Origin of the sequence: Stenotrophomonas geniculata (assembly GCF_034508895.1) — a bacterium.
GTDB lineage: Bacteria > Pseudomonadota > Gammaproteobacteria > Xanthomonadales > Xanthomonadaceae > Stenotrophomonas > Stenotrophomonas geniculata.
In genome coordinates this window covers 581739-607310 of record NZ_CP140571.1, presented here as the reverse complement: position 1 = coordinate 607310, position 25572 = coordinate 581739, and the positions used below count along the sequence as shown (strand labels likewise).

General features: G+C 67.0%; 25 protein-coding genes. 7 read left to right on the top strand and 18 right to left on the bottom strand.

The genetic code is table 11. From position 1 onward, the window contains the following. Positions 1-77 precede the first annotated feature (77 nt). Positions 78-971: a LysR family transcriptional regulator ArgP gene (locus RI032_RS02910; protein WP_010483208.1), complete on the bottom strand. Its 894-nt coding sequence runs from the start codon at positions 969-971 to the stop codon at positions 78-80. A 104-nt stretch (positions 972-1075) separates the two neighbouring features. Between RI032_RS02910 and RI032_RS02905 the strand changes: the two genes are divergently transcribed. Both RI032_RS02905 and RI032_RS02900 read left to right on the top strand, forming a co-directional pair. Next, positions 1076-1696 (top strand): LysE/ArgO family amino acid transporter, encoded by a 621-nt coding sequence (locus tag RI032_RS02905; RefSeq protein WP_019337575.1) that lies wholly within the window; start codon positions 1076-1078, stop codon positions 1694-1696. A gap of 175 nt (positions 1697-1871) precedes the next feature. After that, positions 1872-2540, top strand: coding sequence for a hypothetical protein (locus RI032_RS02900; RefSeq protein WP_010483204.1), 669 nt, complete (start codon positions 1872-1874; stop codon positions 2538-2540). Here the strand turns inward: RI032_RS02900 and map are convergent. The 15 genes from map to RI032_RS02825 all read right to left on the bottom strand — a co-directional run bounded on the left by map (position 2537) and on the right by RI032_RS02825 (position 15193). Beyond that, the gene (gene map / locus RI032_RS02895; RefSeq protein WP_029550766.1) at positions 2537-3319 is read right to left on the bottom strand and encodes a type I methionyl aminopeptidase; all 783 of its coding nucleotides are present in this window, start codon (positions 3317-3319) and stop codon (positions 2537-2539) included. The genes RI032_RS02900 and map overlap by 4 nt on opposite strands. 10 nt (positions 3320-3329) lie before the next feature. Next, on the bottom strand, positions 3330-3542 hold the full coding sequence (locus tag RI032_RS02890) for a ParD-like family protein (protein WP_005412680.1): 213 nt from the start codon (positions 3540-3542) through the stop codon (positions 3330-3332). Between the two features lie 68 nt (positions 3543-3610). Further along, positions 3611-3970: a bleomycin resistance protein gene (locus RI032_RS02885; protein WP_010483197.1), complete on the bottom strand. Its 360-nt coding sequence runs from the start codon at positions 3968-3970 to the stop codon at positions 3611-3613. 172 nt (positions 3971-4142) lie between these two features. Further along, positions 4143-5027, bottom strand: a complete 885-nt coding sequence (locus RI032_RS02880) for an arginase family protein (protein ID WP_010483195.1) — start codon at positions 5025-5027, stop codon at positions 4143-4145. 3 nt (positions 5028-5030) lie between these two features. Next, the gene (locus RI032_RS02875) at positions 5031-6095 is read right to left on the bottom strand and encodes a GNAT family N-acetyltransferase (protein ID WP_322547822.1); all 1065 of its coding nucleotides are present in this window, start codon (positions 6093-6095) and stop codon (positions 5031-5033) included. Positions 6096-6123: 28 nt separating this feature from the next. Then, positions 6124-7524: an aspartate aminotransferase family protein gene (locus tag RI032_RS02870; RefSeq protein ID WP_006425764.1), complete on the bottom strand. Its 1401-nt coding sequence runs from the start codon at positions 7522-7524 to the stop codon at positions 6124-6126. 48 nt (positions 7525-7572) lie between these two features. Continuing rightward, positions 7573-8289 (bottom strand): MtnX-like HAD-IB family phosphatase, encoded by a 717-nt coding sequence (locus tag RI032_RS02865; protein WP_322547821.1) that lies wholly within the window; start codon positions 8287-8289, stop codon positions 7573-7575. A 174-nt stretch (positions 8290-8463) separates the two neighbouring features. Further along, the gene (locus tag RI032_RS02860; protein WP_322547820.1) at positions 8464-9666 is read right to left on the bottom strand and encodes a DegT/DnrJ/EryC1/StrS family aminotransferase; all 1203 of its coding nucleotides are present in this window, start codon (positions 9664-9666) and stop codon (positions 8464-8466) included. Between the two features lie 10 nt (positions 9667-9676). After that, a complete protein-coding gene (locus RI032_RS02855; RefSeq protein ID WP_019337581.1) occupies positions 9677-10075 on the bottom strand; it encodes a DMT family transporter in 399 nt (132 codons plus the stop codon). Then, positions 10072-10431, bottom strand: a complete 360-nt coding sequence (locus RI032_RS02850) for an EamA family transporter (RefSeq protein WP_012479558.1) — start codon at positions 10429-10431, stop codon at positions 10072-10074. Before RI032_RS02850 ends, RI032_RS02855 begins: the two co-directional genes overlap by 4 nt. A gap of 1 nt (position 10432) precedes the next feature. Then, positions 10433-11269: an alpha/beta hydrolase gene (locus RI032_RS02845; RefSeq protein WP_010483180.1), complete on the bottom strand. Its 837-nt coding sequence runs from the start codon at positions 11267-11269 to the stop codon at positions 10433-10435. A 79-nt stretch (positions 11270-11348) separates the two neighbouring features. Continuing rightward, complete coding sequence (locus RI032_RS02840; protein WP_322547819.1) at positions 11349-12728, bottom strand: sensor histidine kinase; 1380 nt, start codon at positions 12726-12728, stop codon at positions 11349-11351. Beyond that, a complete protein-coding gene (locus RI032_RS02835; protein ID WP_019337583.1) occupies positions 12725-13408 on the bottom strand; it encodes a response regulator in 684 nt (227 codons plus the stop codon). Before RI032_RS02835 ends, RI032_RS02840 begins: the two co-directional genes overlap by 4 nt. Before the next feature lie 134 nt (positions 13409-13542). Further along, complete coding sequence (locus RI032_RS02830; protein ID WP_322547818.1) at positions 13543-14670, bottom strand: metallophosphoesterase; 1128 nt, start codon at positions 14668-14670, stop codon at positions 13543-13545. Between the two features lie 73 nt (positions 14671-14743). Beyond that, positions 14744-15193 (bottom strand): winged helix-turn-helix transcriptional regulator, encoded by a 450-nt coding sequence (locus RI032_RS02825; protein ID WP_322547817.1) that lies wholly within the window; start codon positions 15191-15193, stop codon positions 14744-14746. 77 nt (positions 15194-15270) lie between these two features. On the opposite strand from RI032_RS02825, the gene RI032_RS02820 reads away from it, so the two are divergent. Further along, complete coding sequence (locus RI032_RS02820) at positions 15271-16485, top strand: MFS transporter (protein WP_322547816.1); 1215 nt, start codon at positions 15271-15273, stop codon at positions 16483-16485. Between the two features lie 101 nt (positions 16486-16586). Here RI032_RS02820 and RI032_RS02815 read toward each other — a convergent pair whose 3' ends face one another. Beyond that, positions 16587-18002 (bottom strand): GGDEF domain-containing protein, encoded by a 1416-nt coding sequence (locus RI032_RS02815; RefSeq protein ID WP_322547815.1) that lies wholly within the window; start codon positions 18000-18002, stop codon positions 16587-16589. Positions 18003-18288: 286 nt separating this feature from the next. Between RI032_RS02815 and RI032_RS02810 the strand changes: the two genes are divergently transcribed. After that, on the top strand, positions 18289-20538 hold the full coding sequence (locus RI032_RS02810) for a TonB-dependent siderophore receptor (RefSeq protein ID WP_010483166.1): 2250 nt from the start codon (positions 18289-18291) through the stop codon (positions 20536-20538). Between the two features lie 141 nt (positions 20539-20679). Further along, positions 20680-21660 carry a cation diffusion facilitator family transporter gene (locus RI032_RS02805; RefSeq protein ID WP_010483164.1) on the top strand — a complete coding sequence of 327 codons (981 nt, stop codon included), beginning with the start codon at positions 20680-20682 and terminating at the stop codon, positions 21658-21660. Between the two features lie 43 nt (positions 21661-21703). Here the strand turns inward: RI032_RS02805 and nfi are convergent, their stop codons facing one another. Then, positions 21704-22378 carry a deoxyribonuclease V gene (gene nfi / locus RI032_RS02800; RefSeq protein WP_322547814.1) on the bottom strand — a complete coding sequence of 225 codons (675 nt, stop codon included), beginning with the start codon at positions 22376-22378 and terminating at the stop codon, positions 21704-21706. 94 nt (positions 22379-22472) lie between these two features. Between nfi and gpmA the strand changes: the two genes are divergently transcribed. Both gpmA and RI032_RS02790 read left to right on the top strand, forming a co-directional pair. After that, positions 22473-23222 (top strand): 2,3-diphosphoglycerate-dependent phosphoglycerate mutase, encoded by a 750-nt coding sequence (gene gpmA, locus RI032_RS02795; protein WP_019337589.1) that lies wholly within the window; start codon positions 22473-22475, stop codon positions 23220-23222. Positions 23223-23435: 213 nt separating this feature from the next. Then, complete coding sequence (locus tag RI032_RS02790; protein ID WP_322547813.1) at positions 23436-25529, top strand: M13 family metallopeptidase; 2094 nt, start codon at positions 23436-23438, stop codon at positions 25527-25529. Positions 25530-25572: the final 43 nt, after the last annotated feature.

The following is a 25572-nucleotide window of genomic DNA, read 5'->3' as shown; positions in this document are numbered from 1 at the left end:
CCGTCCCAGTGGTAAAGAAGTGCGCAAACGGTAGTGCGCGCGGCGTGAAGCCCGGGTCTGCGGTCATCGGATTGTCCTCAACGAAGGGTGCCGCTGGCCGCAGTGCGCAGCGCCTGGGTGATGTGCTGCAGCGTGCTTGAACGCACGGCGGCATGCTGCCAGTACAGCGGCACATCGAGCCAGCGGCGGGGTTCCAGTACCACCACGCGGCCGGCGCGCACGGCGGGTGCGACCAGCGTTTCCGGGGCCATGCCCCAGCCGAGTCCGCACGCGGCGGCTTCGACGAAACCGGTGGAGGAGGGCAGGTAGTGTAGCGGTGGCTGCAGCCGCGCGCGGGTCAGGCGTCGCACGAAGCGCCATTGCAGTTCATCCTTGCGGTTGAACACCAACATGGGGGCGTGCGCCAGGGCCGCGGCCTGCATGCCGTCACTGAAGTACTGGCGGGCGAAGCCGGGCGAGGCGATCGCGTGGTAGCGCATCGCGCCGAGCGGGTGTACGTTGCAGCCCTTCACCGGCTGGCCTTCGGCGGTCACTGCACCCAGCACACTGCCGTCGCGCAGCAGCTGCAGGGTGTGGTCCTGGTCGTCCATGCGCAGGTCGAACAGGTAGCCATGGCGTTGGTGCAGGTCGGCGATGGCCGGCACGAACCAGGTATCGAGCGAGTCGTCGTTGACCGCCAAGGGGATCGGCGTACGTGCGGCGTCGCTGCCGCGTTCGGGCAGCAGTTCGGCCACTGCCTCGGCCTCCAGCGCCTGCATCGGCCGTACCCGGCGCAGCAGTGCCTCACCGGCGGCGGTGGGCCGGCACGGTGCCTGGCGCACCACCAGCACCTGGCCAAGCCGGTCCTCCAGGGCCTTGATCCGCTGCGACAGTGCCGATGGACTGATCGACAGCCGGCGCGCCGCAGCCTCGAAGCTGCCTTCTTCCAGCACTGCGGCAAATGCGGACAGTTGCGGATGTACCAGGTCCACCAGCACCTCTTCAGTATTTCTGCACAGGATAAAGAATAATCAGTTTGTCTTAACGTGTCCGTTGGCCGCACCCTGCGCGTCCCCCCGCTGCCTGGCCTGTCCTGATGTGGATCGCCGCTACCGCCGCCGGCCTGTTCGCAGGTGCCGGCCTGATCATCGCCATCGGCGCGCAGAACGCCTTCGTGCTGCGCCAGGGTCTGCAGCAGCGTCATGTGGGGAGGGTGGTGCTGGCCTGCGCCGGTGCGGACATCGCGCTGATACTGGCCGGTGTCGGCGGCATGGGGGCGCTGGTGCTGCAGTGGCCGCTGCTGCTGCAGGTGCTGCGTTTCGGTGGTGCGGCCTTCCTGCTCTGGTATGGCCTGCAGGCGGGATTGCGCGCGTGGCGCGGGGGCAGTGCGCTGGCCGCCGCCGAGGCGCAGGGCGGCAGTGGGCGCCAGGTGCTGCTGACCTGCCTGGCCTTCACCCTGCTCAACCCGCACGTCTATCTGGATACGGTGGTACTGCTGGGCAGTCTGTCCACGCGCTACCCGGGCGATCTGCGCTGGGCCTTTGCCGCCGGTGCGTGCGTCGCCAGCGTGGCCTGGTTCTGTTCTCTTGGTTATGGCGCGCGCCTGTTGCAGCCGGTGTTCCGCAGACCGGGCGCCTGGCGGATGCTGGACGCCGGCGTGGCGGTTTTCATGTTCTGCCTGGCCACGCTGCTGCTGTTGCGTCCTTTATCGCCATGAGTGCGTGACGCACGCCGGTGTTGCGTATGTGTTCCACCGATACGGTTCACGTGGCCGGATACAGCGCGGATAATGCGCGCCTGGTCGCGACCCCGCCGCGCATGCCGTTGTTCGGCAGCCCCCCGGTCGCCTGTGTTCTCGTTGTACGACCGCCACGGTGCGGCATCGGTGTTGCATGAAAGACAATCTACAGCTGCTCCTGTCCCACCTGGGGCGCACCTCCCTGTTCGGCCTGATGATGGCGCTTCCGCCTGCGTTGGCCTGGCTCGACATCCATTGGCTGGGCAATGCCGTCGGCGAGTGGTCGCTGGTCGAACTGACCCAGGAAGGCTTCCTGGTCGCCAGCGTGGCTGCCTTCGTCCGGCTTGCGTTGCGGCGTGCCGATGATCGGGCCTTTGCCGTGCTGGCGGCAGCGCTGTTCGCCTGCATGCTCCTGCGTGAGATGGATGAGGCGCTGGACCTGATCGCACACGGTTTCTGGAAGTATCCGGTGGGTGTGCTGATCATCGGCTCACTGGCCTGGGCCAGCCGCGACTGGCGCCGGGCCATGCAGGCGCTGGTGCGTTTTCTCGTATCCCGGCCGGGTACCGTGATGACGATTGGTCTGGTCCTGCTGCTGTTCTATTCGCGCCTGATCGGCATGACGTCGTTGTGGACCGGACTGTTGGGTGATCAGTACATCCGTGTGTTCAAGAACACCATCGAGGAGACCACCGAGCTCCTTGGTTACACCTTCATTCTCGCAGCCAGCGTCGGCTATGTGGCACATCGGGTGCGCGAGCCGCTGACGGCGCGCAAGCGCACCGTGCACGAGGACGCCGGAATGCAGCAACGGCCACTCTAGGCGCCATCCACCGCGCATAACGGCGTCTCGCCGGGGCGCAGGGTCAGTACGCGCACGCCGCTGCGGGTGACTGCCACGGTGTGTTCGAACTGCGCCGACAGCTTGCCGTCGCGCGTGTAGACCGGCCATGCGTCCGGCTGCTGGCGGATGGCCGGCTTGCCCTGATTGAGCATCGGCTCGATGGTGAACACCATGCCTTCTTCCAGCACCATGCCGGTGTGGGGATGGCCGTAGTGCAGGATCTGCGGTTCCTCGTGCATTTCCTGGCCGATGCCATGGCCGCAGTATTCCTTCACTACGCTGTAGCCGTGGCTGCGCGCGTGGCGGGCGATGGCGTGGCCGATGTCGCCCAGGCGTGCGCCGGGGCGCACCGCGGCGATGCCTTTCCACATCGCCTGGTAGGTGGTCTGCACCAGCCGGCGCGCGGCGTAGTCGACCTCACCGACCAGGTAGGTGGTGCTGGAGTCGGCGATGTAGCCGTTCTTCTCCAGGGTGATGTCGAGGTTGACGATCTGACCGTTGTGCAGCACGTCGGTGGTGCTGGGCACGCCGTGGCAGATGACGTTGTCGATCGAGGTATTGAGCACGTACGGGAAGCCGTACTGGCCCTTGCTGGCCGGCCGCGCCTGCAGCTCATCGACGATCATGCGTTCGACGAAATCGTTGATCTCCATCGTGCTGCGGCCCTGCAGCGGCAGCTGGTCGAGTGCGGCGAACACCTGCGCCAGCAGGCGACCCGATTCGGCCATCAGCGCGATCTCGTCGGGGCGCTTGATGATGCCCATCGGCTCAGACCTGGCCCGGGGGCAGCAACGGTGGCTGCACGCCGGCCGCGCGCAGCTCGCTGGCGACGATGTCCTGGAAACTCAGCGTAGGGTTCAGCTCGCACAGCATGCCGACCCGGATCCAGAAGTTGGCCTGGGCGTTGATCGAACGGCTGGAGACGGTGCAGGCACGGCGCAGCTGGTCGTGCAGGGTGTCATCGATGTTGACGATGCCCATGGGCGGTCCTGGAGGGTTCAATATACGAAGCGTATATGTTTCGTATATTCATCTCAACCCGGCGTCGTTCAGTCCACGCGTGTGGCGAAGCGCAACCGGTTGTCGTCCGGGTCGCGCAGCAGCATTTCGCGGCTGCCCCATTCGGTGTCATGCGGGGGCTGCTCGATCGGCACGTTGGCCGCGCTGAAGGCGCGGTGCAGGCTGTCAACATCGTCGACGATGAAGTACACCGCGCCGCCGACCTCGCAGTCGCCGCTGTGTTCGGTGAGGAAGATCGTCTGGCCGTCGCGGGTGAGCTGGGCGAACAGCGGGAAGCCGGGTTCGAAGCGATGTTCCCAGTCGACCACGAAACCCAGCCCCTGCACGTAGAACGGCAGGGTGGTGTCGGCATGGCGCATGCGCAGTTGCGGGATGACGGTCTGGGGCATGGCGAGGGCTCCGAGGTGGGAACCCAGTGTAGAGCCGAGCCATGCTCGGCTGCTGTTCGCGGTGCCCGCAGTCGAGCATGGCTTGACTCTACAGAAGGCGCCAGCCGAGCGTGGGCTCGGCTCTACCCGGCTCTGGTAGTTGCCAACCTTGGTTGGCATTGCCGGACAGTGGTCAGCAGGCCGTCGGCACGGCGGCCATTGCCGCCAGCAGTTCGCGGTTCACCTGCTGGTGCCGGGCCTGCCAGGCAGGAAGATCATCGGCGCTGACGTCCGGCTGGCCATCCAGCGACGACAGCCAGCGCTTGAAGCGGCTCTGGTAGTTGGCCAACGACACTTCGCCGGTGATGTCACTGCCGACCAGGCCGCCGGCGCGCAGTGCTTCGATCACCACCAGCGCGTGTTCCAGCTGGAAGCGGCCCTGGTCCCAGTTGCTGCGGGCCACGTCTCCGGCGAACACGTCCTTGTCGATCGACAGATAGGTCGGCTGCGGCGACTTGGCCTGCTCGGCGGCGAACGTGGCGACCAGGGCCTCGGGATGCTCGAAACGGCGGAAGGCGTGGCCCATGCCGAGGCGATGGCCCCAGCCGACATCCACGTCCATGCACCAGTAGGTCAGGCGACCGCCCATCAGCGGACGCCAGTGGTTCTCCCAGGCATGGCCGAGGCCGATGTCGCTGGAGGTGATGCCGAGCACGTGGATGTGCGAGATCTGCGGCAGCTTGCTGGCGGCGTTGACCCACGACCCGCAATGCATGCCGAACGGGAATCGCATGTTGTCCGGATGGTTGTCCAGCACCACCAGCTGGAACGGCGCCTGCGCGCGCATGCGGCGCAGCAGCGGCAGGCTGAGGTGATGGAAGTCACCACTGCCGAGCATCACTGTGCCGAGCAGGGCCGGCAGCGGCGCAAGCACCTCGGTGCTGAAGCGATCCAGGGTGCCGTTGCTGCAGGCGAATCGCAGCGTGTCGTGCCACTGCGGCAGGGACAGGGTCTGCGCCTGGGGCAGTGGCAGCACGCCACCGTCCAGGTCCAGGATCAGCGGGGAACGCACCAGCATCGCTCAGCCGCCTCCATCAGGTTCGCCCTGCAGGTACGGGGCCAGCCGGCGCAGGGCGGTACGCAGCAGCGGGGAACGGGCATGGATCGCGTGCCGGGTGGAGGTGAAGCGCGCACCCAGCTCGGCCTTGATCCGCGAGTCGGTCCAGCCGGCCACGTAGTGGCTCAGGCCGTGCTGCAGGGCGTACTCGAGGTTGTGCATCCAGCTGACCGCGTACAGGTTGTGCTCGCGCGACTGCGGGTAAGCCAGGCCGATGTACTTGTCCACCAGCTTGCCGGCATGCACGTAGCACAGGTTCCAGCCGATCAGCTGGCCCTGGTGGCGGTACAGGAACATCCGTCCCTGGCCCTGGCTGTCGGCCAGCAGATGCTGGAAGTAGGGCAGGCCGAGCTGGTCGAAGTGCACCGCGCTCTGCGCATACACACCCAGGTACAGCGCATGCAGTTCGGCCTGCAGCCGTGGGTCGGCCAGGGCCGGATCACCGGTGGCGATACAGTCGATCTGCAGGTCATCACGCGAGCGCAGCTTGCGCCGGATGTTCTTGCGGCGCGAGGACGACAGGCGGCCGAGATAGCCGTCGAGCGAATCGAAATCGATCGCCACCCAGGCCAGCGGCATGCCTTCAAGTTCAACGAAGCCGCGCGCCAGCAATGCCTGCAGGAAGGCAGCACTGTGCGCGTTGGCCGCATCGTCCAGCAGTGGTGAATCGATCGCCAGGTCCTTGACCACCAGCAGCCGGGTATCGCCGATCGCGTGACGCGTCACGTCCTCGGCCAGCGCCTCCGGCGCGACGTGTGCCGGCAGCGGGGTGTACTCGGTGCTGGTGGCGCCAACGAAGCGGGTCTGCCAGGTGATCCACGGCCGCCACAGGCGCGACAGCGGGAGGCCGAGCAGCCTGCCGCGCAGTTCGTCGTCCATCGTCGTGGTCAGGTCCAGCGGTGCACGGAAGGACGGCAGGCCGCTGGGAAGGCGGCCTGCCTCGAATCCGAGCGGCGGGTGGGCCAGGAAGCCCTCCAGCAGCGCGGCCGGTTCCAGCGCGGTGCTGGATGCGCGTGACGTCATCTCCATCGGCACGGGAACCGGCAGCGCATCGACCTCAGCCCTTGGCCTTGGTCAGCGCCTGGTCGAGCAGGGTGATCGCCAGGTCGATTTCTTCGTAGCTGATGTCCAGAGACGGCGCAAAGGTGATCACGTTCTTGTACCAGCCACCCACGTCGAGCACGAGGCCCATGCGCTTGCCGTCGTGCAGCAGGTCACCGGCCAGGCCGATGTCGACCATGCGGTCCAGCAGTTCCTTGTTCGGGGTGTAGCCGTCGGTCTGGCAGATTTCCGCGCGCAGGGCCAGGCCCAGGCCGTCGACGTCGCCGATTTCCGGATGGCGCTTCTGCAGGCCACGCAGGCCGTCGAGGAAGTACGCGCCCTTCTCCGGCACGGTGCGCTCGTAGTCCATTTCCTTGCCCAGCTTCAGCACTTCCAGGCCCAGGCGGGTGCCCAGCGGGTTGGAGTTGAAGGTGGAATGGGTGGAGCCCGGCGGGAACACGGTCGGGTTGATCAGCTCTTCGCGAGCCCACAGGCCCGACAGCGGGTTCAGGCCGTTGGTCAGCGCCTTGCCGAACACCAGCACGTCCGGGGTGACACCGAAGTGCTCGATCGACCACAGCTTGCCGGTGCGCCAGAAGCCCATCTGGATTTCATCGACGACCATCAGGATGCCGTACTTGTCCAGCACGCGCTTGAGGCCGGTGAAGAAGTTGCGCGGCGGAATGACGTAGCCGCCGGTGCCCTGGATCGGCTCAACGTAGAACGCGGCGTACTCGGCCTGGCCGACCTTGGGATCCCACACGCCGTTGTACTCGCTTTCGAACAGGCGCTCGAACTGCCACACGCAGTGGTCGGAATACTCGTCCGGGGTCATGCCCTTCGGGCGACGGAAGGGGTACGGGAACGGGATGAACATCGCACGCTCGCCGAAGTGGCCGTAGCGGCGGCGGTAGCGGTAGCTGGAGGTGATCGAAGACGCACCCAGGGTGCGGCCGTGGTAGCCGCCTTCGAAGGCGAACATCAGGCTCTTGCCGCCGCGCGCGTTGCGCACGATCTTCAGCGAGTCTTCAATGGCCTGCGCGCCGCCGACGTTGAAGTGCACGCGGCCGTCGAGGCCGAACTTCTCGTGCATGTCCACGGCAATGGTCTTGGCCAGCTGCACGCGGGTCGGGTGCAGGTACTGGCTGGCGACCTGCGGCAGGGTGTCGATCTGGTCCTTCAGCGCGTCGTTCAGGCGCTTGTTGCTGTAGCCGAAGTTGCAGGCCGAGTACCACATCTGCAGGTCGAGGTAGGGCACGCCCGCACCGTCGAACATGTAGCTGCCTTCGCCGCGCTGGAAGATCTTCGGCGGGTCGACGTAGTGGACGGTGTCGCCGAAGGAGCTGTAGCGGGCTTCGTCGGCCAGCAGCTGCGCGTCGGAGGCAGCGGCGTCGGCGTTCTTGTCAAAAATGTTCATGCAGTTCGGTTCCGTGAAGGACGTTCGAAAGAGGTGGCGGGGGCGTGCTCAGGCGGTGGCCAGCAGCAGGGGCAGTGCGGTGGGCTGCGGGCTGGCGTCGATGCGGCGTGGCTGCAGCAGGCTGCCATCGAGCAGGCGCGGCAACAGCGCGATTGCATCGTGGAAGGTAGCGATGGCGGCATGCCCGATGCCGGCATTGGCGCAATGGGTGATCAGGCGGCGCTTGGCGAACACGAAGTCGGCATCTTCGGATACGCAGAAATCCGAGCTGCCGTCACCGATCATCAGCACGCGCGGTGCTTCGTTGGCGCGCGCCTGCGCGGCGCAGGTGCATTTGCAGGTGCCACTGCGGCAGCCTTCGGCCTGGTAGGGCGATTCCAGTTCCCAGTGGTCCCCGCACCAGCGCAGGTGGTTGGCCACCACCGGCAGTCGCGACAGGCCATGGTTGGCGAGGATGCGGTGGATCGCATAATCCAGGCCGTCGCTGACGATGCGCAGCGGCACGCCCAGCTGCTCGGCGCGGGCGACGAAGGCGACGAAGCCCGGATCGATCTGCACCTGGTCCAGGTGCGCATCGAGCGTGGCCGGGTCCAGCTTCAGCAGCCGCACCTGGCCCTGCATGCATTCACGCGAGCCGATCTTTCCAGCCTTCCATTGGTCTTCCAGTTTCTGCCAGCCCGGCTGGCCGTACTTTTCCAGCAGCGAGTCGATGACATCTTCGAGGCTGATGGTGCCATCGAAGTCACACAGGATGCTCCAGTGCATGGGCAGGTCCGTCGATGAAAGAAGCGCCCGGCCCGATGCCGGGGCAGACTCAATGTAGGCAGGCCGCCTTTCTCGTTCCTTTCCTGTTGAAAGGCTTCATTGACGGGCTGGGAAAGCGTTCAGGAAGGTGCATGGATGAATGCGTGAGGTGCAGTCCATCCGTGCGTCTTGAAGTCACGCGCGGGCCAGCACCTGCAGTATTTCGGCCGTCTCTTCACGGGTCTGCCAGGCACTGTTGCCAAGGGTCAGCATGCGTGCGGCGAAGTCGCGTGCGTTGGGCATGTCGTCCTGCGGCACGATGCCGCGCAGGTACGCGTAGTCGGGCAGGGCATGGATGAACATGCGGCTGGCGCCGAGCCCGCGTGGCCACAGGTCTTTCATTACGGCATCGCGGGCGCGCTGGCTGGGCAGCAGCAGCATCAGCATCGGCCAGGTGCCACCGCTACCGGCAAGGCCGTCGACCACCTCAACGGCTGGCAGCTGTGCCAGCTGCACGCGCAGCTGCAATGCACGCAGGCGCCCTGCCTGCAGGAAGGCCGGCAGGCGCCGCGCGGCATGGGCACCGATGTTCTGCCGCCACTGGCTGACCCGGTGCTGCGGAATCTGCAGCGGGAAAATGTCACCGACCGCTTCTTCCAGGTCGCCACGCTGCAACGCACTGCGCAGCGGATTGCCGTACACCAACGACAGCAGCGATGGCCGATAGCAAGCGGCCAGGCCAAGCAGCTGCAGACTGCGCAGCAGTTCCCAGCGCAGGCTGGAACGCACCTGTTCGGCGGCATGTCCGGCCAGCGCGGCACGCAGCTCGTCATCGCGGCTGACCAGCAGGCCGCCTTCGTGCAGGCTCAGGCCCTTGCCGGCGGCCAGGCTGAAGAATCCGATATCGCCACGCAGGCCGACACTGCTGCTGCCGACCCGTGCACCGAGCGCCTGCGCGGCATCCTCGATCACCCAGGCGCCAGCGCCGCGCGCAACCTCGCAGGCCAGCTCGACATCGGCGATGCGCCCGCCCAGGTGGGTGGGCAGGATTGCCAGCGTGCGTGCGTCGGCCAGGCGCTTGAGCTGGCCGGGGTCGAAGTCGAAATGGCCGTGGCGGGTATCGCACAGCTGCACGCGCAGGCCCAGGCTGTGCACCGCGATCGGCACCAGCGGGCAGGTATAGGCCGGCAGGATCACGGTGTCGCGCTTGGGCGCACGCTTGCGCAGCGTACGCAGTGCGATCAGCAGCGCGTGTGTGCCGGAACAGGTCAACTGCAGCGGCGGTGTGCCGAGCTGGCTGGCCAGGATCGCGCGCAGGTCGCCACCACCGGGCAGGAAATCGCTGGCCTGCATCGGCAGGCCAGCCGTCGGTGGCAGTTCGCGCGCGAACAGGCTCATCGCAGGGTGCTCACGCGGCGCTTTCGGCGGGGCTGTGCGGGTCGTCGGCTTCCGCGCGGCCGAGGCAGACGATGCCGGCCACGATCAACACCGCACCGAGCAGATGGTGCAGCGTCAGCGGCTCGTTCAACAGCCACGCCGACAGCAGCAGCACGCTGATCACTTCCAGGTGCGAGGCGGCGAATGCGGGGCCGATCGGCGCATGCCGCAGCAGGCTCATCCAGGTGAAGAACGCACCCACGTAGCCGAGGATGGCGCCGTACACCCACGGCTGCGACAGCACGCGCAGCAGCCACGCAGTGTTGGCCTCGACCGGCAGCGCGGCATCGCCAGCGTACTTGAAGCACAGCTGGGCCAGCGTGTCGAAGGCCATCAGCAGCGGGAAGCCGATGACATACAGGCGCCTCATGAGCCGGCCCCCACCACCGCCACGCCCGCCGTGACCAGCAACATGCCGGTCACCCGCAGCGGCGTGAGTTTCTCGCGGAACAGGAAACGGCCGGCGATCATCAGCGCGACGATGTTGATCGAGCCCAACAGCACGCCCTTGGACAACGGCACCAGCGACAGGAATGCGATCCAGGCGACAAACTCAAGCACGTAGCAGGCGATGCCGATCCACAGCCAGGGGCGGCTGAGCATGTGTTTCCAGCGTTGCAGTCCTTCGCCTTCCTGCGGATCGCTGGCGGCGGCCTTGAAGGCGAGCTGGCCACCGGTATCGAGTACCACATTGGCCAGCCACAGCAGCGTGGCAAGTGCCCCCATTTCAGGCCACCGCCTTGAGCACGCCCGTGCGTTCACCGATCTCGGTGAAAAAGCGCGCGCTGCGGCGGATCACGTCGCGGCGTTCGCGGTCGATGGTGATCATGTGGTAGCTGTCTTCCAGCACCACCAGTTCCTTCGGACCGCTGACCCGCGACATCACCAGCTCGGCGTTGCCCATGCTGGCCACGTCGTCTTCGCGGGCGTGCATCACCAGGCACGGTGCGGTGACCTGGTGCAGATGGCGTCGGGTCCAGTTGCTCAACGCACGCATCTCGGCCAGCGCATGCCAGGGGTTGCCCGGTAGGCCGGCGGCGGCGCTGTCGCCGGACAGCATGGCGGCGCTCACCTGCGCACGCAGGCGCTCGTCACGCAGGCCGTACGGCGGTTCTTCCATGAACATGCGGTCGCGGCCGATGTTGAAGCGCTTGAACCACGGCAGCAGGAACGAGAAGCGGGCTACGGCGGGAATGTTCCAGCCGTCGTAACGGAACGTGGCGCCGTACACGCCGACCCCGGACACCCATTCCGGGCGCCGGGCAGCCAGGGCCAGCGACAGCACCGCGCCCATCGACAGGCCGCCGACGAACAGCTGGTCAACCTTGCCGCGCAGGGTTGCCGCCGCATCTTCCACGCCCTGGTACCACTGTTCCCAGGTGGTCGCCAGCAGGTCATCCACGCTGCCGCAGTGGCCGGGCAGCTGCACGCCGTGCACGGTGAAACCGGCGTTGTTCAGCCCTTTGCCCAGCATGCGCATTTCCGCCGGGGTGCCGGTCAGGCCATGGACCAGCAGCACGCCCTGTGGGCCACCGGGGAGGAAGAAGTCGTGCGATTCGGTCACCTGGCGGCTCCGGGACGGCAGTGGGGATGGCAGGATCGCAAGCGCGATTTTCGCCAGCCTTTCAGCGCCCCGGGCCGGGTCAGGGCGCCTTCAGCAGCGGCAGCGTGATGGCGACCTTCAATCCGCCACCGGGGCGGTTCAGGAAGCTCAGGCGGCCGCCGAAGTGCTCCACCGCCTCATGCGCGATGGCCAGGCCGAGGCCGGTGCCGCTGGCAGCGGTGCCCGGCGCCCGGAAGAAGCGCTCGCCCAGCCGTGGCATCACGTCGTCGGGCACGCCGGGACCGTTGTCTTCCACATACAGTTCGACATCATTGTCGTCCAACGCATGCACGCCCACCGTGACCGTCGCATTGCGGCCGGCATAACGAAGGGCGTTGTCGATCAGGTTGTCCAGCGCCTCCTGCAGCATGGCGCCGTTGCCGAGTACACGCAGCGGATGGGGGCTGCCGCGGTAGCCCAGATCGATGCCATCACGGATTGCTTCCGGTACCCGCATGCCGACCCACTGCGGTACCAGAACGCCCAGATCCAATGCCTCGACCGTTTCCGGCTCGGTCTGTGCCCGGCTCAGCGCCAGCAGCTGGGTGCTGACCCGTGCCGTGCGCTGGTTGAGCCGGCGGATGTGCTGCAGTGCCTCGCGCACCGTGTCCGGGTCGCCGTGCGCCAGCGCCTGGTCCACGTGCAGTGCCATGCCCGCCAATGGGGAGCGCAGCTGGTGCGCGGCATCAGCGATGAAGCGGTTCTGCAGGGTGATCATTTCCGCCTGGCGCGCGAATAGATCGTCGATGGTGCTGATCAGCGGCTGGATCTCTTCCGGTACGTCGGCATCGGAGATCGGCGCCAGTTCGCCGCGGCGCTGCGCCAGGCGGGTCCTCAGCGGGGTCAGGATGCGCAGGCCGTACGTCACGCCGAACCAGACCAGCGCCGCGGTACCCAGCGCCAGCATGGTCATCAGCGGGATGATGATCATCAGGATCTCGCGCGCACGCTGCCGGCGGTCGGCCATGCTCTCGGCCACGGTCACCGCCAGCTGGTCCTGCGGATCGTTCATCGCCTGCGTGCAGACGGTGGCCATGCGCACCTGCTGGCCATTGAGGTTGCCGTCGTACAGCGCCGGATGCACGCCGGTGCAGTCCTGCGAAGGGGCATACGGGCTGAAGTCTGCATTGCCGCTGAGCGTACCCATGCGGCTGCTGTCGACGTTGAAATAGCGATGGCCGTCGGGGTCGTACTCGATCAGGAAGCGCGCTTGCGGAGACAGGTCGCTGGTCACCGGCATGGTGCTCAGCATCTGTGCGAACGAATGCGTGTCGTCGATCAGGTTGCGGTCGTGGATGCGGTTGGAGTAGTCCAGCGCAACGTAATAGGCCAGGATCGTGTTGAAGGTGAGCAGGCCCAGCATCGGCAACGCCAGGAAGGCGAGCAGGCGCCGGCGCAGGCTGGGCGGTCCACTGATCACGGGGTGCCGTCGTCCTGCGCGTCTTCCAGCATGTAGCCCAGCCCGCGCACGGTGCGGATGCCCATGCCGCCGGGCTGCAACTTCCGGCGCAGGCGGTGCAGGGCGATGTCCAGGCCGTTGTCGGTGAGGTCCTGGCCCCAGTCGCACAGCGCTTCCACCAGTTGCGCGCGCGACACGATGCGCTCGGCGCGTACCGCCAGTGCCGACAGCAGGCCGAACTCGCGCGCGGTCAGTTCCAGCGACTGGTCGTCGATCCACACCCGATGCCCGGCCAGGTCGATGCGCAGGCGGCCGATGCGCAGGTCCGGGTTGCCATTGCTGGTGACCCGGCGCAGCTGCGCACGCACGCGCGCTTCGAATTCGTCCAGTGCGAACGGCTTGACCAGGTAGTCATCGGCGCCAAGGTCGAGCACGCGCACGCGCTCGGCCAGGCCATCGCGGGCGGTCACCACCAGCACCGCCAGACCATCGCCGCGCTGGCGCAGGCGTTGCAGAACGTCGCGGCCATCCAGCTGCGGCAGGCCCAGGTCCAGCACCAGCAGCGCGTACTGGGTCGAGCCCAGCGCGGCGTCGGCGTGCGCGCCATTGTCGACGTGGTCGACCACATGGCCCTGCCGGCGCAGCGAGGCGCACAGGCCGGAGGCGATATCCGGGTCGTCTTCAGCAATCAGAACGCGCATGCGCGGGGGCTCCTGTAACGGTCTGGCCCGCCGGATGGACGGGGTGGGCCTCTCTCGGCTGCCGAGGGTAGCCGCAAACCGGGTGAAGGTGGAGCGCGCCGGCGCCGTCGGTCGCGCTCGCGCTTTCCGGCCATTCAGTCCTGCAGGCCCGGCTCGCCCTGCGCCAGCGGCACCCGCGAACCGTCAAGCAGGCCACGGCTGAGTTTGCCATCTTCGATGAACAGCAGTTCGCCGTTCTCGCCGTTCTTGATGCTGCTGTCGATGGCGATCACGCGGTCGCCATGGAAGCTGCTGACGTGCGGCATCGAAGTGTGGCCGACCACGATGCGCGCGAGCTGCAGGCGGTCGAGCACCTTCTGCACCCCTGCGGTGTCGAGGCGGCCATCGAAGTAGCCGCGGTACCAGATCGGGCTGGTCTTGCCGTCATACAGCGGTGCGGTGTCCGGGTCGGCCTTCACTTCGTCCTTGGGCAGGCCGAGCGAGGCCTGGTAGGCCGCATTGGTGCGCGCCGGGTCCAGCGCCAGCTGTACTGCTTCGGGCGAAATTCCGCCGTGCAGGAACAGGGTGTCGCCGATCTTCAGCAGCACCGGGCGGGTGCGCAGCCACTGGCCGATCACCGAGTCGGCGCCATACAGCTGCGGGTAGCTGCGCCCCAGCAGCTGGGCACTGCGCAGGTACTTCGGGTTGACGTAGCGCAGGTCGTCGTACAGCACCATGGTCTCGTGGTTGCCAAGCACGAAGTGCACCGCGCCACCGGCGGCAGCCGCCTGTTGCTGCAGGCCGTAAAGCAGCCAGAACGCTTCGGTCACCTGTGGGCCACGGTCGAACACATCGCCGGCGATGACCAGGGTGTCCTTGCCCAGCGCCCAGCTGTCCTGTGCGTCGATCACCTTATTGGCGCGCAGCAGGCGCACCAGCAGCCCGTACTGGCCGTGGATGTCGGACAGCGCAACGATGCGCGGCACGGCCGGCAACACGGAGATCGAAGGCGCATTGGGTGCAGCCACGTGCACGCTGTGTTCGTAGCCGCAACGCGGGGCGATGTCGGTGCCTGAGGCCTGCGTGGCAAGCGTGTGCGACTCGACCTTGTCGTCGCAGATCCATCTGGCCTGCAGCTGGTTGCCCTGGCGGAACACATAGGGGCCATCGGCCTGCACGTGGTCGGCGGGCGCGGCAACCTCGCGGGCCTGCATGGTTGCTGTGGCGCAGGCCAGCAGGGGCAACAGCAGGGCGGTCAGCAGGGAAGGGCGATAGCGCGACATCGGCGGCATCCAGCGGCGGAAAAAACCGATGCTAACCGGCGCGGGCGTTCGTCGGTGTGCGCGAATGGGCGGGTCAGGTGTCGCGCCCGTCGTCCTTGAGTTTGCGTACGCGGGTGGCGGCGGGCTGAAGCGGCTGGCCGTCGCGCCCGCGTGGCTGCATGTAGGGCAGCGGCCGCCGCGTCGCCAATTCGACCAGCTGTGAATGGGCTTCGCCCATACCGAAGCGATGGCGCTCTCCCCACTGGCGCAGCGCGACCAGCAGCGGGAACAGTTCCTGGCCGGCGGCGGTGAGCACGTACTCCTGGTAGACCGATCCATCGGAGGCCGGCTGCAGCTGCAGGATGCCGGCCTCGACCAGCCGGCGCAGGCGGTCGCTGAGGATGTTGCGCGCCGCGCCGAGGCTGCGCTGGAAATCACCGAAGCGGGTGATGCCGTCGAACGCGTCTCGGATCACCAGCAATGCCCAGCGGTCACCGAGCAGGTCGGCACTGCGGGCTACAGGACAGGGACTGTCGGCGTGCATGGTGGACCTCTCTGATGTAGTTGCAGTTTAAAACCAATGGAAGTAGCCTGCATCAAGTTTCAAATTGCAACCACATCATGAGTGCCACATCGCTTCCTCGCCCGCTGCTGGTCCTGCTTGCGGTTGCCGCCGGCGCCAGCGTCGCCAACGTCTACTACGCGCAGCCGCTGCTGGATCAGCTTGCACGCGCCTTTGCGCTGGACCGGGCCGTGACCGGCGCGGTGCTGGCTGCTACCCAGGCCGGTAGCGTGCTGGCGCTGCTTGGCCTGCTGCCGCTGGCGGACCGCAGCGACCGGCGACGCCTGCTGCGGCTGCAGCTGATTGCACTGGTGCTGACCCTGTTGTGGCTGGCGGCGTCACGCACGGCGAGCTGGCTGTTGTCTGGCATGCTGCTGGCCGGATTGCTGGGCACGGCGCTGACCCAGGGCCTGATCGCCTACACCGCCACGCTCGCACCGCCCGAGCAGCGCGGTCGCATGGTTGGCGTGGTGCAGGGCGGAGTGTTCATCGGCCTGCTGCTGGCGCGCGTGGTGTCGGGTACGGTGGCGGCGGCCTTTGGCTGGCAGAGGGTCTACCTGCTGTCTGCGGTGGTGATGGCGGCATTGGCGGCGCTGCTGTGGCAGCGCTTGCCCGCAGTACCGGTGCCGTCGGTCCCTCCACGCTGGCATGAGCTGCTGGGCTCGATGCTGGGCATGCTGCGCCGGAATCGAATGCTGTGCGAGCGTGGGCCGCTGGCGTTGCTGTTGTTTGCCGGCCTCAACGTGTTCTGGGCGGCGGCACCCTTGCCGCTGTCGGCACCGCCGCTGCACTGGTCGACCGCAGCCATCGGCGCGCTCGGCCTGGCCGGCGTGGTCGGTGCGTTGATGGCGGCGCGGGTCGGGCACTGGATGGACTGCGGTTTCGCACATCGGGTCAGCCTCGGCGCGCTGATGTTGATGCTGGTCGCGTGGTGGCCGCTGCTGGGCCTGCCGCAATCGCTGTGGTTGCTGCTGCTCGGTGTGATCGTGCTTGATCTGGGTGGGCAGGCGCTGCATGTATCGAACCAGGCGCTGCTGCTGCGCGCGCCGGGTGAGCAGCATGGACGTCTGGTGGCCTTGTATATGCTGTTCTATGCCGTGGGTAGCGGTGCCGGCGCGGCGGCCGGACCCTTGGTGCAGGCCCGGCATGGCTGGCCTGCCGTGTGCCTGCTGGGGGCAGGCATCGCGTTGCTGGCGCTGCTGTGGTGGGCAGCATGGCGGGTGGTGGCGTTCAATGCATCGGCTGGCGCGCGAACCGGTAGAGTCGACTGTTAGTCGACTGCTCCTCGCTCCGACGGCGAAAGGCTCCGCGCTGCGCGCGGTAGTCGACTAACAGTCGACTCTACCCGCCACCGGGATTTTTCATTTCCGCCAGTTCAGCGCTGCAACGCACGCCGGCCCGGCGCCTCCTGCAATGCCTCGCTGGCCACCACAACGCGGTTGCGGCCGCTGCGCTTGGCCTCGTACATCGCGGCGTCGGCACGTGCCATCAGCCGCTCGTAATCCGGATGACCATCGTGACCGGCCACGCCGATGCTGGCGCTCAGTTCCAGCACCTGGCCATTGGCCAGCGCTACCGGCGACTGTGCGATCTGCCGGCGCAGGCTCTCGGCGATCACGGTCGCCTGCGATTCGCTGGCGGCCACCAGCACCACCACGAATTCTTCGCCGCCATAGCGGAACAGGTAGTCGCTGCCACGCGTGAGCTGGCCGAGCAGGCCGGCCACATGCTGCAACGCGCGGTCGCCGGCATCGTGGCCATGGCCGTCGTTGATTGCCTTGAAATGATCCAGGTCGAGCAGCAGCAGCGAGAACGGTGTGCGGTTGCGCGTGGCCAGCTCGATTTCCCGGCGCAGCACGGTGGGCAGGAAGCGACGGTTGAGCAGATTGGTCAGCGCATCGCTGCCGGCATCCAGTTCACCGATGCGCTCGAACAGCAGCGTCATCAGGGTGCGGATGGCGGCCAGGTCCTCGCGGATGGCCGGCAGCACCGCCAGTCGCTGTGCCGGGGCATCGCCGCTGGCCCGCCGCAGGTGGCCGTCAATGCGGGCCATCAACTGGCCCACCTGCTGCGTTTCGCTGCTTTCGCCGAAGCTGGGGATGCCCTTGTGGGTGAACCACAGGCCGAACTCCGAGGTGGCCAGGCTGGCGTTGTCGCTGGCCTGCACATGACCGGCGAGTGCGTAGAGCAGGGCGTTCTCCCAGTCCAGCAGCAGTGCGCGCTGGCGCTCGCGTTCGGTGCCGACGTTCTGCACCAGCGAGAACAGCCGGTACGCAGCATCGGCACGGGTGGAGCGCTCGCGTGCATGGGTGTAGGCCAGGGTCATGCCTTCCATGGCGATATCCATGATCGCGCTGAGGCAGTCGATGGCGGCGAACGCGGTGGCGCTGTCGGGCGCGTCGTCGCGCAGGCGCACGAACAGTTCGTGCTTGAGCACGCGCGCGCCGCGGGTGACCAGATCGACCGGAATGCCGACCCGGGCATGCACATCGCCGATCACGCGCTGTGAGGCAACGGTGCTGGCAATACCGTCGGCATCGGTGGTCAGCAGCTGCACCAGCCAGCGCTGCATGGCCGGCTGCAGGCGCTGTTTGACCTGGTCGTGGGACAGGAAGCGGCGGGCACGCCCGTCCTGCAACAGTACTTCGTAGAAGCGTTGGGCGAGCGCCGGCGGGGCATCGGCGGCGGCGGCGTGCAGCAGCGCGGTGGCGGCAGGGCCGGCCTGTTGCAGGCAGTGCTGCCAGGCCTCGGCCAGCGGCTGGCTGGCATCGTCCAGTTGGGGTGGTTCCACGTCGATCTCTGACTGCGTACGGCAAACCACGGGTATCGGCCGCGGTGGCGTACGGTTGATGGCAGGTTGGCCGGCCAGTTTACGCGCGATGCAGGGTTGCACGGTGGGCAAAGCACAACGGTGCCGCTGCGGCAATGAGTGAACGCATTTGAGAATCACTCGCATTGATGGGAGAATACGCGCACGGATCGGGCCGCAGGCGACTGCAGCGACGCTCCGCCTCCCCCTCGTCGTTGCCTCAAGCCCTTTGCCAGAGGCCCCGTTGCCCTGCCAGAAGGTCCAGATCATGTCTCCTGCCGTTGTCCTTTCGCCGCGCCCGCTGGCGCTTGCCGTTGCCGCCCTGCTGGCGGGCAGCGCCCTGACCGCCAAGGCTGAAACCGACGCCACCGATATCGACACGGTGCATGTCACCGCCTCGCAGATTGCCCGCCAGGCGTTGGGCACTTCGACCATCACCGCTGAGGACATCGCCAGGCGCCCGCCGGCCAACGACATCGCCGAACTGCTGCGCACCATGCCGGGCGTCAACCTCACCGGCAACAGCGCCTCGGGCCAGTACGGCAACAACCGCCAGATCGACCTGCGTGGCATGGGCCCGGAAAACACCCTGATCCTGGTCGACGGCAAGCGCATCGGTGCGCGTGATGCCGTGCGCATGGGCCGCAGCGGCGAGCGCAATACCCGCGGTGACACCAACTGGGTGCCAGCGGAAATGATCGAGCGCATCGAAGTGCTGCGCGGCCCGGCGGCGGCACGTTATGGCTCCGGTGCGTCCGGCGGTGTGGTCAACATCATCACCAAGCGCCCGACCGGCGACCTGACCGGTGCGGTCGACCTGTACGGGCTGGTGCCCGAGCACAGCGCCGAAGGTGGCAGCGAGCGTGTCGGCCTGCAGCTGAGTGGGCCGATGACCGACACCCTGTCGTTCCGCCTGTACGGCAATCTCAACAAGACCGACGCCGACTCGCTGGACCTCAACCGCCAGTACGCCACCAACCCGAACGCAGTGCCGCCGGCTGGCCGCGAGGGCGTCAAGAACCGCGATGTCAACGCGCTGCTGCGCTGGGACGTGACCGCCAACCAGGTGGTCGAGTTCGAAGCCGGCACCAGCCGCCAGGGCAACATCTATGCGGGTGACCGCGCGGTCAGCACCACCGGCACTTCGACCGGCATCGATCTGGCCGCCCTGGCCGAGGACAAGGCGGAAACCAACCGCATGTACCGCAACACCGGCGCGATCACCCATCGTGGCCGCTGGGGCGATGTCACCTCGCGGGTGACGGCCGCGGTGGAAGCGGTGAACAACTCGCGCATCAACGAAGGCCTGGCCGGTGGCCCGGAGGGCAGCTTCAACGGCACCGACTGGTCGACCTCGCGCCTGCGCAACTACCAGCTGGATGGCGAAGTGAGTTTCCCGACCACGCTGGGCGGTGCCGAGAACATCTGGACGCTGGGCTTCGAGTACCTGGACAGCCGCCTGACCGACCCGTATTCGATGAGCCAGTCCAGCAGCAGTGGCGGCGGACTCCCGGGATTGTCGGCCGATCGCGCGCGCGGCAAGTCCGACGCGCAGACCACCGCCGTGTTCGTGGAAGACAACATCTACCTGGGTGAGCGCTGGATCGTCACCCCGGGCCTGCGCTTCGATCATCACAGCCAGTTCGGCAACAACACCAGCCCCAGCCTCAATGCGCAGTTCCGCATCAACAGCGACTGGGTGGTGAAGGGGGGTATCGCCCGTGCATTCAAGGCACCGAACCTGTACCAGTCGAATCCGGACTATCTGTATTACACCCGTGGCAATGGCTGCCCGAATGCACTGCCGAGCCTGGGCGCCGGCTGCTACATGCGCGGCAACGCGGACCTGAAGGCGGAAACCAGCCTGAACAAGGAACTGGGCATCGAGTGGGCACCGCAGAGCGGCTGGCAGGCGTCGTTGACCTACTTCCACAACGACTACAAGGACAAGATCCAGGCCGGCTACACCCAGATCGGCCTGACTGCCGACACCAGGGGCCGCATCTTCCGCTGGGAGAACGCGCCCAAGGCGATCGTGCAGGGGCTTGAAGGCAACCTGGTGATCCCGCTGCTGGGTGAGCAGGGCAACCGCCTGAAGTGGAGCAACAACTTCACCTACATGGTGGAAAACGAGAACAAGAGCACCGGCCAGCCGCTGTCGGTGATTCCGAAGTACACCGTCAACACGATGCTGGACTGGCAGGCCACCGACAAGCTGTCTCTGCTGCTGACCGGCACGTTCTACGGCAAGCAGAAGCCGGCCACCACCAACATCAACAACGACCCGCGCTGCACCGGCACGTGCGATCCGTCGGTGGCGCTGCAGGATCGCGGCGCCTACAACATCTGGGGCGTGAGCGCGCGCTACAAGGTGACCGACACGGTCAGCTTCGGTTTCGGTGTGAACAACCTGGCTGACAAGCGCCTGTTCCGCGAGGCCAACAGCAGTGATGCTGGTGCGGCGACCTATAACGAGCCGGGCCGCGCGTACTGGGCCAGCCTGCGCTTCGGGTTCTGAACCAGGCCGGCGTCGTTCCACGGGGCTCGCCAGGCATGCCTGGCGGCTCCGGACCGGTACGCCTGCAATGTTATAAACACCGTAATAGTCTCCCTCGCCAGCACGGCGTAGCCTGCACCGCATCGCAAAGGAGCTGTTGCCATGGGCCACGACCACGATCACCTGCCATCCGAGATCCGCCACGAGAAACCCTTGTGGTGGGCGCTCGGCCTGACCTCCACCTTCCTCGTCGTCGAGGTGGTGGGCGCGTTCTGGACCAACAGCCTGGCGCTGCTGTCCGACGCGGCGCACATGGCCACCGATGCGCTGGCGCTGATGATCGCGCTGGTCGCGGTACGGCTGAGCCGTCGCCCGCCCGACGCGCGCCGCACCTACGGCTATGCGCGCCTGGAAGCGCTGGGCGCGATGATCAACGGTGCGATGCTGTTCGTGGTCGCTGGCTACATCCTGTGGGAGGCCATTGGGCGTTTCCGCGAGCCGCAGGAGATTGCCTCGTCGGGCATGCTGGTGATTGCCGCAGCGGGCCTGGTCATCAACCTGATCTCGATGCGCCTGCTGCAGGCCGGCAGCGGCGAGAGCCTCAACGTGAAGGGCGCCTACCTGGAAGTGTGGGCAGACATGCTTGGCTCGGTGGCGGTGATCGCCGGCGCGTTGTTGATCAAGTGGACCGGCTGGAAGCCGATCGATCCCATCCTGGCGGTGCTGATCGGCCTGTGGGTGCTGCCGCGCACCTATGTGTTGATGCGTGAGGCGATCAACGTGCTGCTGGAAGGCGTACCCAAGGGCATGGACGTGGCCAGGGTGCGTGACAGCCTGTCCGGTCACGCTGCGGTGCTGGACGTGCATGACCTGCATGTGTGGGCGCTTGCTTCCAGCACGCCGGCGCTGACCGCGCACATTGTGATGCGCGACGGCACCGATGCCGATGCGCTGCGCCGTGAACTGGGCGGGCGCCTGCACGATGACTTCGGCATCGAGCACGTGACACTGCAGATCGAAGCGGACCACTGCGGCGAAGCCTGTGGTGAGCCGGTGCCGGCCAAGGGCGGCGAGCACGAGGGCCATGAAGGCCATGACCACGGCGAGGACGCGCAGGGCCATCGCGGTCACGTGCATCGCTGATCGAAGATAACGCGCGTGCCGGGAGAGGAGATGCCCGGCGCAGCTATTCGTCCCGTCGCGAGGCGAGCCGATCCGCCAGCCGGGTCGGCTCCGGCAGCCGGTAACCGCGCAGGGTGCGCTGCACCCAGGCCAGCGCGGTATCGGCACTGACCCGATGGCCGCCGGCCACGAACAGCGGCTTGCAGCGCACCTTGCTGCGCAGCACCCAGCCCAGTTGTTCATCGCCCTCCAGCAGCGGCGTATGTGCACCGGCCTCGGCGCCCGGCTCGACGAACCGGCCCACCAGCTTCGACTTGGCGACACCGATGCTCGGCAGGTCGGTGACCACGCCCAGATGCGCGGCCACGCCCAGCCGACGCGGATGGCTGATGCCGTGGCCATCGACGAACACCAGATCCGGCGCCTGCGGCAGCAGCGCCAGTGCCGCCAGCAGCGCCGGCAGCTCGCGGAAACTGAGCAGGCCGGGGATGTAGGGCATCACCGTAGGAATCCGCGCGATCTCCTGCGCCACGGGCTGCAGCGTCTTCGCATCCAGCAGCACCGCCGCGGCGCGGGTGATGGCGCCGTTGTCTTCAAAGCCGACATCCAGCCCGGCCAGCCAGCGCGCGTCGCGGGGCAAGCGGTCCTGGCGCTCCACGCGGCCGGCCAGCTGGATCTGCTGCGCGCGGGCAGTGGCGACGCTGCCTTCCCAGCGTCCGGGGTCAATCACCGTATTCATTGGCCGCAGCATCGCATGCGCGGCGCCACGGCCCGGTGAGTGGCGCCCGGGGCTACAATGGCGGCCTGCCTTTCCTCGCGTTGGAGACCCTGCAGTGACCCGTAAACTCGTACTGTTGCGCCATGGCCAGAGCCAGTGGAACCTGGACAACCGCTTCACCGGCTGGGTCGATGTCGACCTGACCGAGCAGGGGCGCCGGGAAGCGGCTGCCGCCGGTCGCCTGATGCGCGAGGAAGGCCTGCAGTTCGACGTCGCCCACACTTCCGTGCTCAAGCGCGCCATCCACACCCTGCAGGGTGCGCTGGCCGAGCTGGAGCAGGACTGGCTGCCGGTGAACAAGTCCTGGCGGCTCAACGAGCGCCACTACGGCGGCCTGCAGGGCCTGGACAAGGCAGAGACCGCTGCCAAGCACGGCGAAGACCAGGTCAAGGTGTGGCGTCGTTCGTACGACATCCCGCCGCCGGCCATGGACCTGGAAGATCCGGGCCACCCGATCCACGACCGCCGCTACGCCGGCCTGGACCGCAACGCGCTGCCGGGCACCGAATCGCTGGCCACGACCCTGGACCGCGTGCTGCCGTACTGGCATGACGCCATCGCGCCGCAGCTGAAGGACGGCAAGACCGTGCTGGTCACCGCCCACGGCAACTCGCTGCGCGCGCTGTACAAGTACCTCAACAATGTCTCGCGCGAGGAAATCCTCGAGCTGAACATCCCGACCGGCATCCCGCTGCTGTTCGAACTGAATGATGATCTGACCGTGCAGTCGTTCCGCTATCTGGGCGACCCGGAAGCGGCGCGGAAGGCCGCCGAAGCCGTGGCCAACCAGGGCAAGGCGAAGTAAGCAGCAGAAGGCCGGCGCAAGCCGGCCTTCGCTTTTTGTAGAGTCGAGCCATGCTCGACTGCTCTCCGTTGCGGGTTCATGCCCCCTGCGGCAGGAGGCCAACCGCAGTCGAGCACGGCTCGACTCTACAGGAAGCTCGCCCCTGTGACCTTTGGCCGGTCCCTGTCGTGGGCGTACCCGGCTACCCTGTGAAATTACCCGCAGGAGAGCCACATGAACGTCCGCAACCTGGTCCCGCTGGGCCTGACCATCGCCATTGCTGCCTCGCTGGCGGCCTGTGGCAAGAATGAAACCGCACCGGCGGCCAGTGCCGACGCCAAGCCGGCCTTCGACCAGTCGCAGATCAAGACGCCGCTGATCTCGCTCAACAGCGCCGATCTGGACCCGTCGATCTCGGCCTGTACCGACCTCAATGGCTTCGTCAACAGCAAGTGGCTGAAGGCCAACCCGGTGCCGGGCGATCAGACCACCTGGGGTAGCTTCGAGATCCTGCGCGAGCGCTCGCTGGAAGTGCAGCACGCGCTGGTCCAGCAGGCCGCCGCCAGCCAGGCCAAGGCCGGTTCGGTGGAAGCCAAGATCGGTGATATCTGGCAGACCGGCAACGACGAAGCCAAGATCGAAGCCGCCGGCCTGGCGCCGCTGCAGCCGCAGCTGGACAAGATCACTGCACTGAACGACACCGCTGCCATCACCCAGTACCTGCGCGACAGCCAGGCCGAGGGCAAGGGCGTGCTGTTCTCGCTGTTCGCCAATGCCGACTACAAGGATTCGGCCAACGTCATCGCCTACGTCGGCCAGGGCGGCCTGGGCCTGCCGGAGAAGGGCTACTACTTCGACGACGCGCAGGCCAAGATCCGCGACGCCTACGTGGCCTACATCGCACAGGTGCTGACCCTGTCCGGTGTGGACGCGGCGCAGGCCGCCGAGCAGGCCAAGGCCGTGATGGCCTTCGAAACCCGCCTGGCCAAGGCCTCGATGTCGCGCATCGAAATGCGTGACCCGGCCAAGCGCTACAACCCGCTCAGCGCCGCAGATGCCGACAAGCTGACCCCGAACTTCAGCTGGACCGCGCTGTTCGAGACCCTGAAGGTGCCGGCCGCACAGAAGTTCTCGCTGGCGCAGCCGGCCTTCTTCGGTGAAATGGACAAGATGCTCGCCGATGTGCCGGCCAGCACCTGGCAGGCCTACCTGCGCTTCCACACCATCGACGATGCCTCGCCGTACCTGAGCAGCCAGTTCGAGAAGGCCAACTTCGATTTCTACGGCACCACCCTGCGTGGCCAGAAGGAAATGCAGCCGCGCTGGAAGCGCGTGCTGGAGTCGGTCAACGGCGGCATGGGTGAAGCGCTGGGCCAGCTGTACGTCGACGCCGTGTTCCCGGCCGAGTCGAAGGTCGCCATGCAGCATCTGGTGGAAAACCTGTCGCAGGCACTGAAGGCGCGCCTGGAACAGCTGCCGTGGATGGGCGAAGAAACCAGGAAGAAGGCACTGGAGAAGTGGGCCAGCTTCACCCCGAAGATCGGCTACCCGGACAAGTGGCGTGACTGGGCGGGCCTGCAGACCAACGGCGACAGCTACCTGGGCAACATGCAGGCGGCGCGTGCGTTCAACTACCGCTACATGCTGGACAAGATCGGCAAGCCGGTGGACAAGACCGAGTGGGGCATGACCCCGCAGACCGTCAACGCGTACTACAACGCCACCAAGAACGAGATCGTGTTCCCGGCGGCGATCCTGCAGGCGCCGTTCTTCGACGCCAAGGCCGATCCGGCGCTGAACTACGGCGGCATCGGTGCGGTCATCGGCCACGAAATGATGCACGGCTACGATGACTCGGGCAGCCAGTTCGCCGCCAACGGCAATTTCGACAACTGGTGGACCGAAGCCGACCGCAAGGCCTTCACCGAGCGTACCGACCAGCTGGTCGCGCAGTTCGACGGCTATGAATCGGTGCCGGGCGTGTTCGTGAAGGGCAAGCTGACCCTGGGCGAAAACATCGGCGACCTGGGCGGCCTGACCGTGGCCTACGACGCGCTGCAGATGGCGCTGAAGGAAGATCCGAAGGCGAATGTCGAGGTTGATGGCCACAGCCAGGACCAGCGCTTCTTCATGAACTGGGCTACCGTGTGGCGCCGCAACTTCACCGATGGTGAGCTGCGCGTCCGCCTGAACACCGACCCGCATGCGCCGGCCAACTTCCGTGCCAACGGTGCGCCGTCGAACATGCCGTCCTATGCCGCTGCATTCCAGTGCAAGGCCGGTGATGCGATGGTGCGTGCCGACGACAAGCGCGTGGTGATCTGGTAATCGATCATCCGTGATGCATGATGCGAAAGGCCCGGCGAATGCC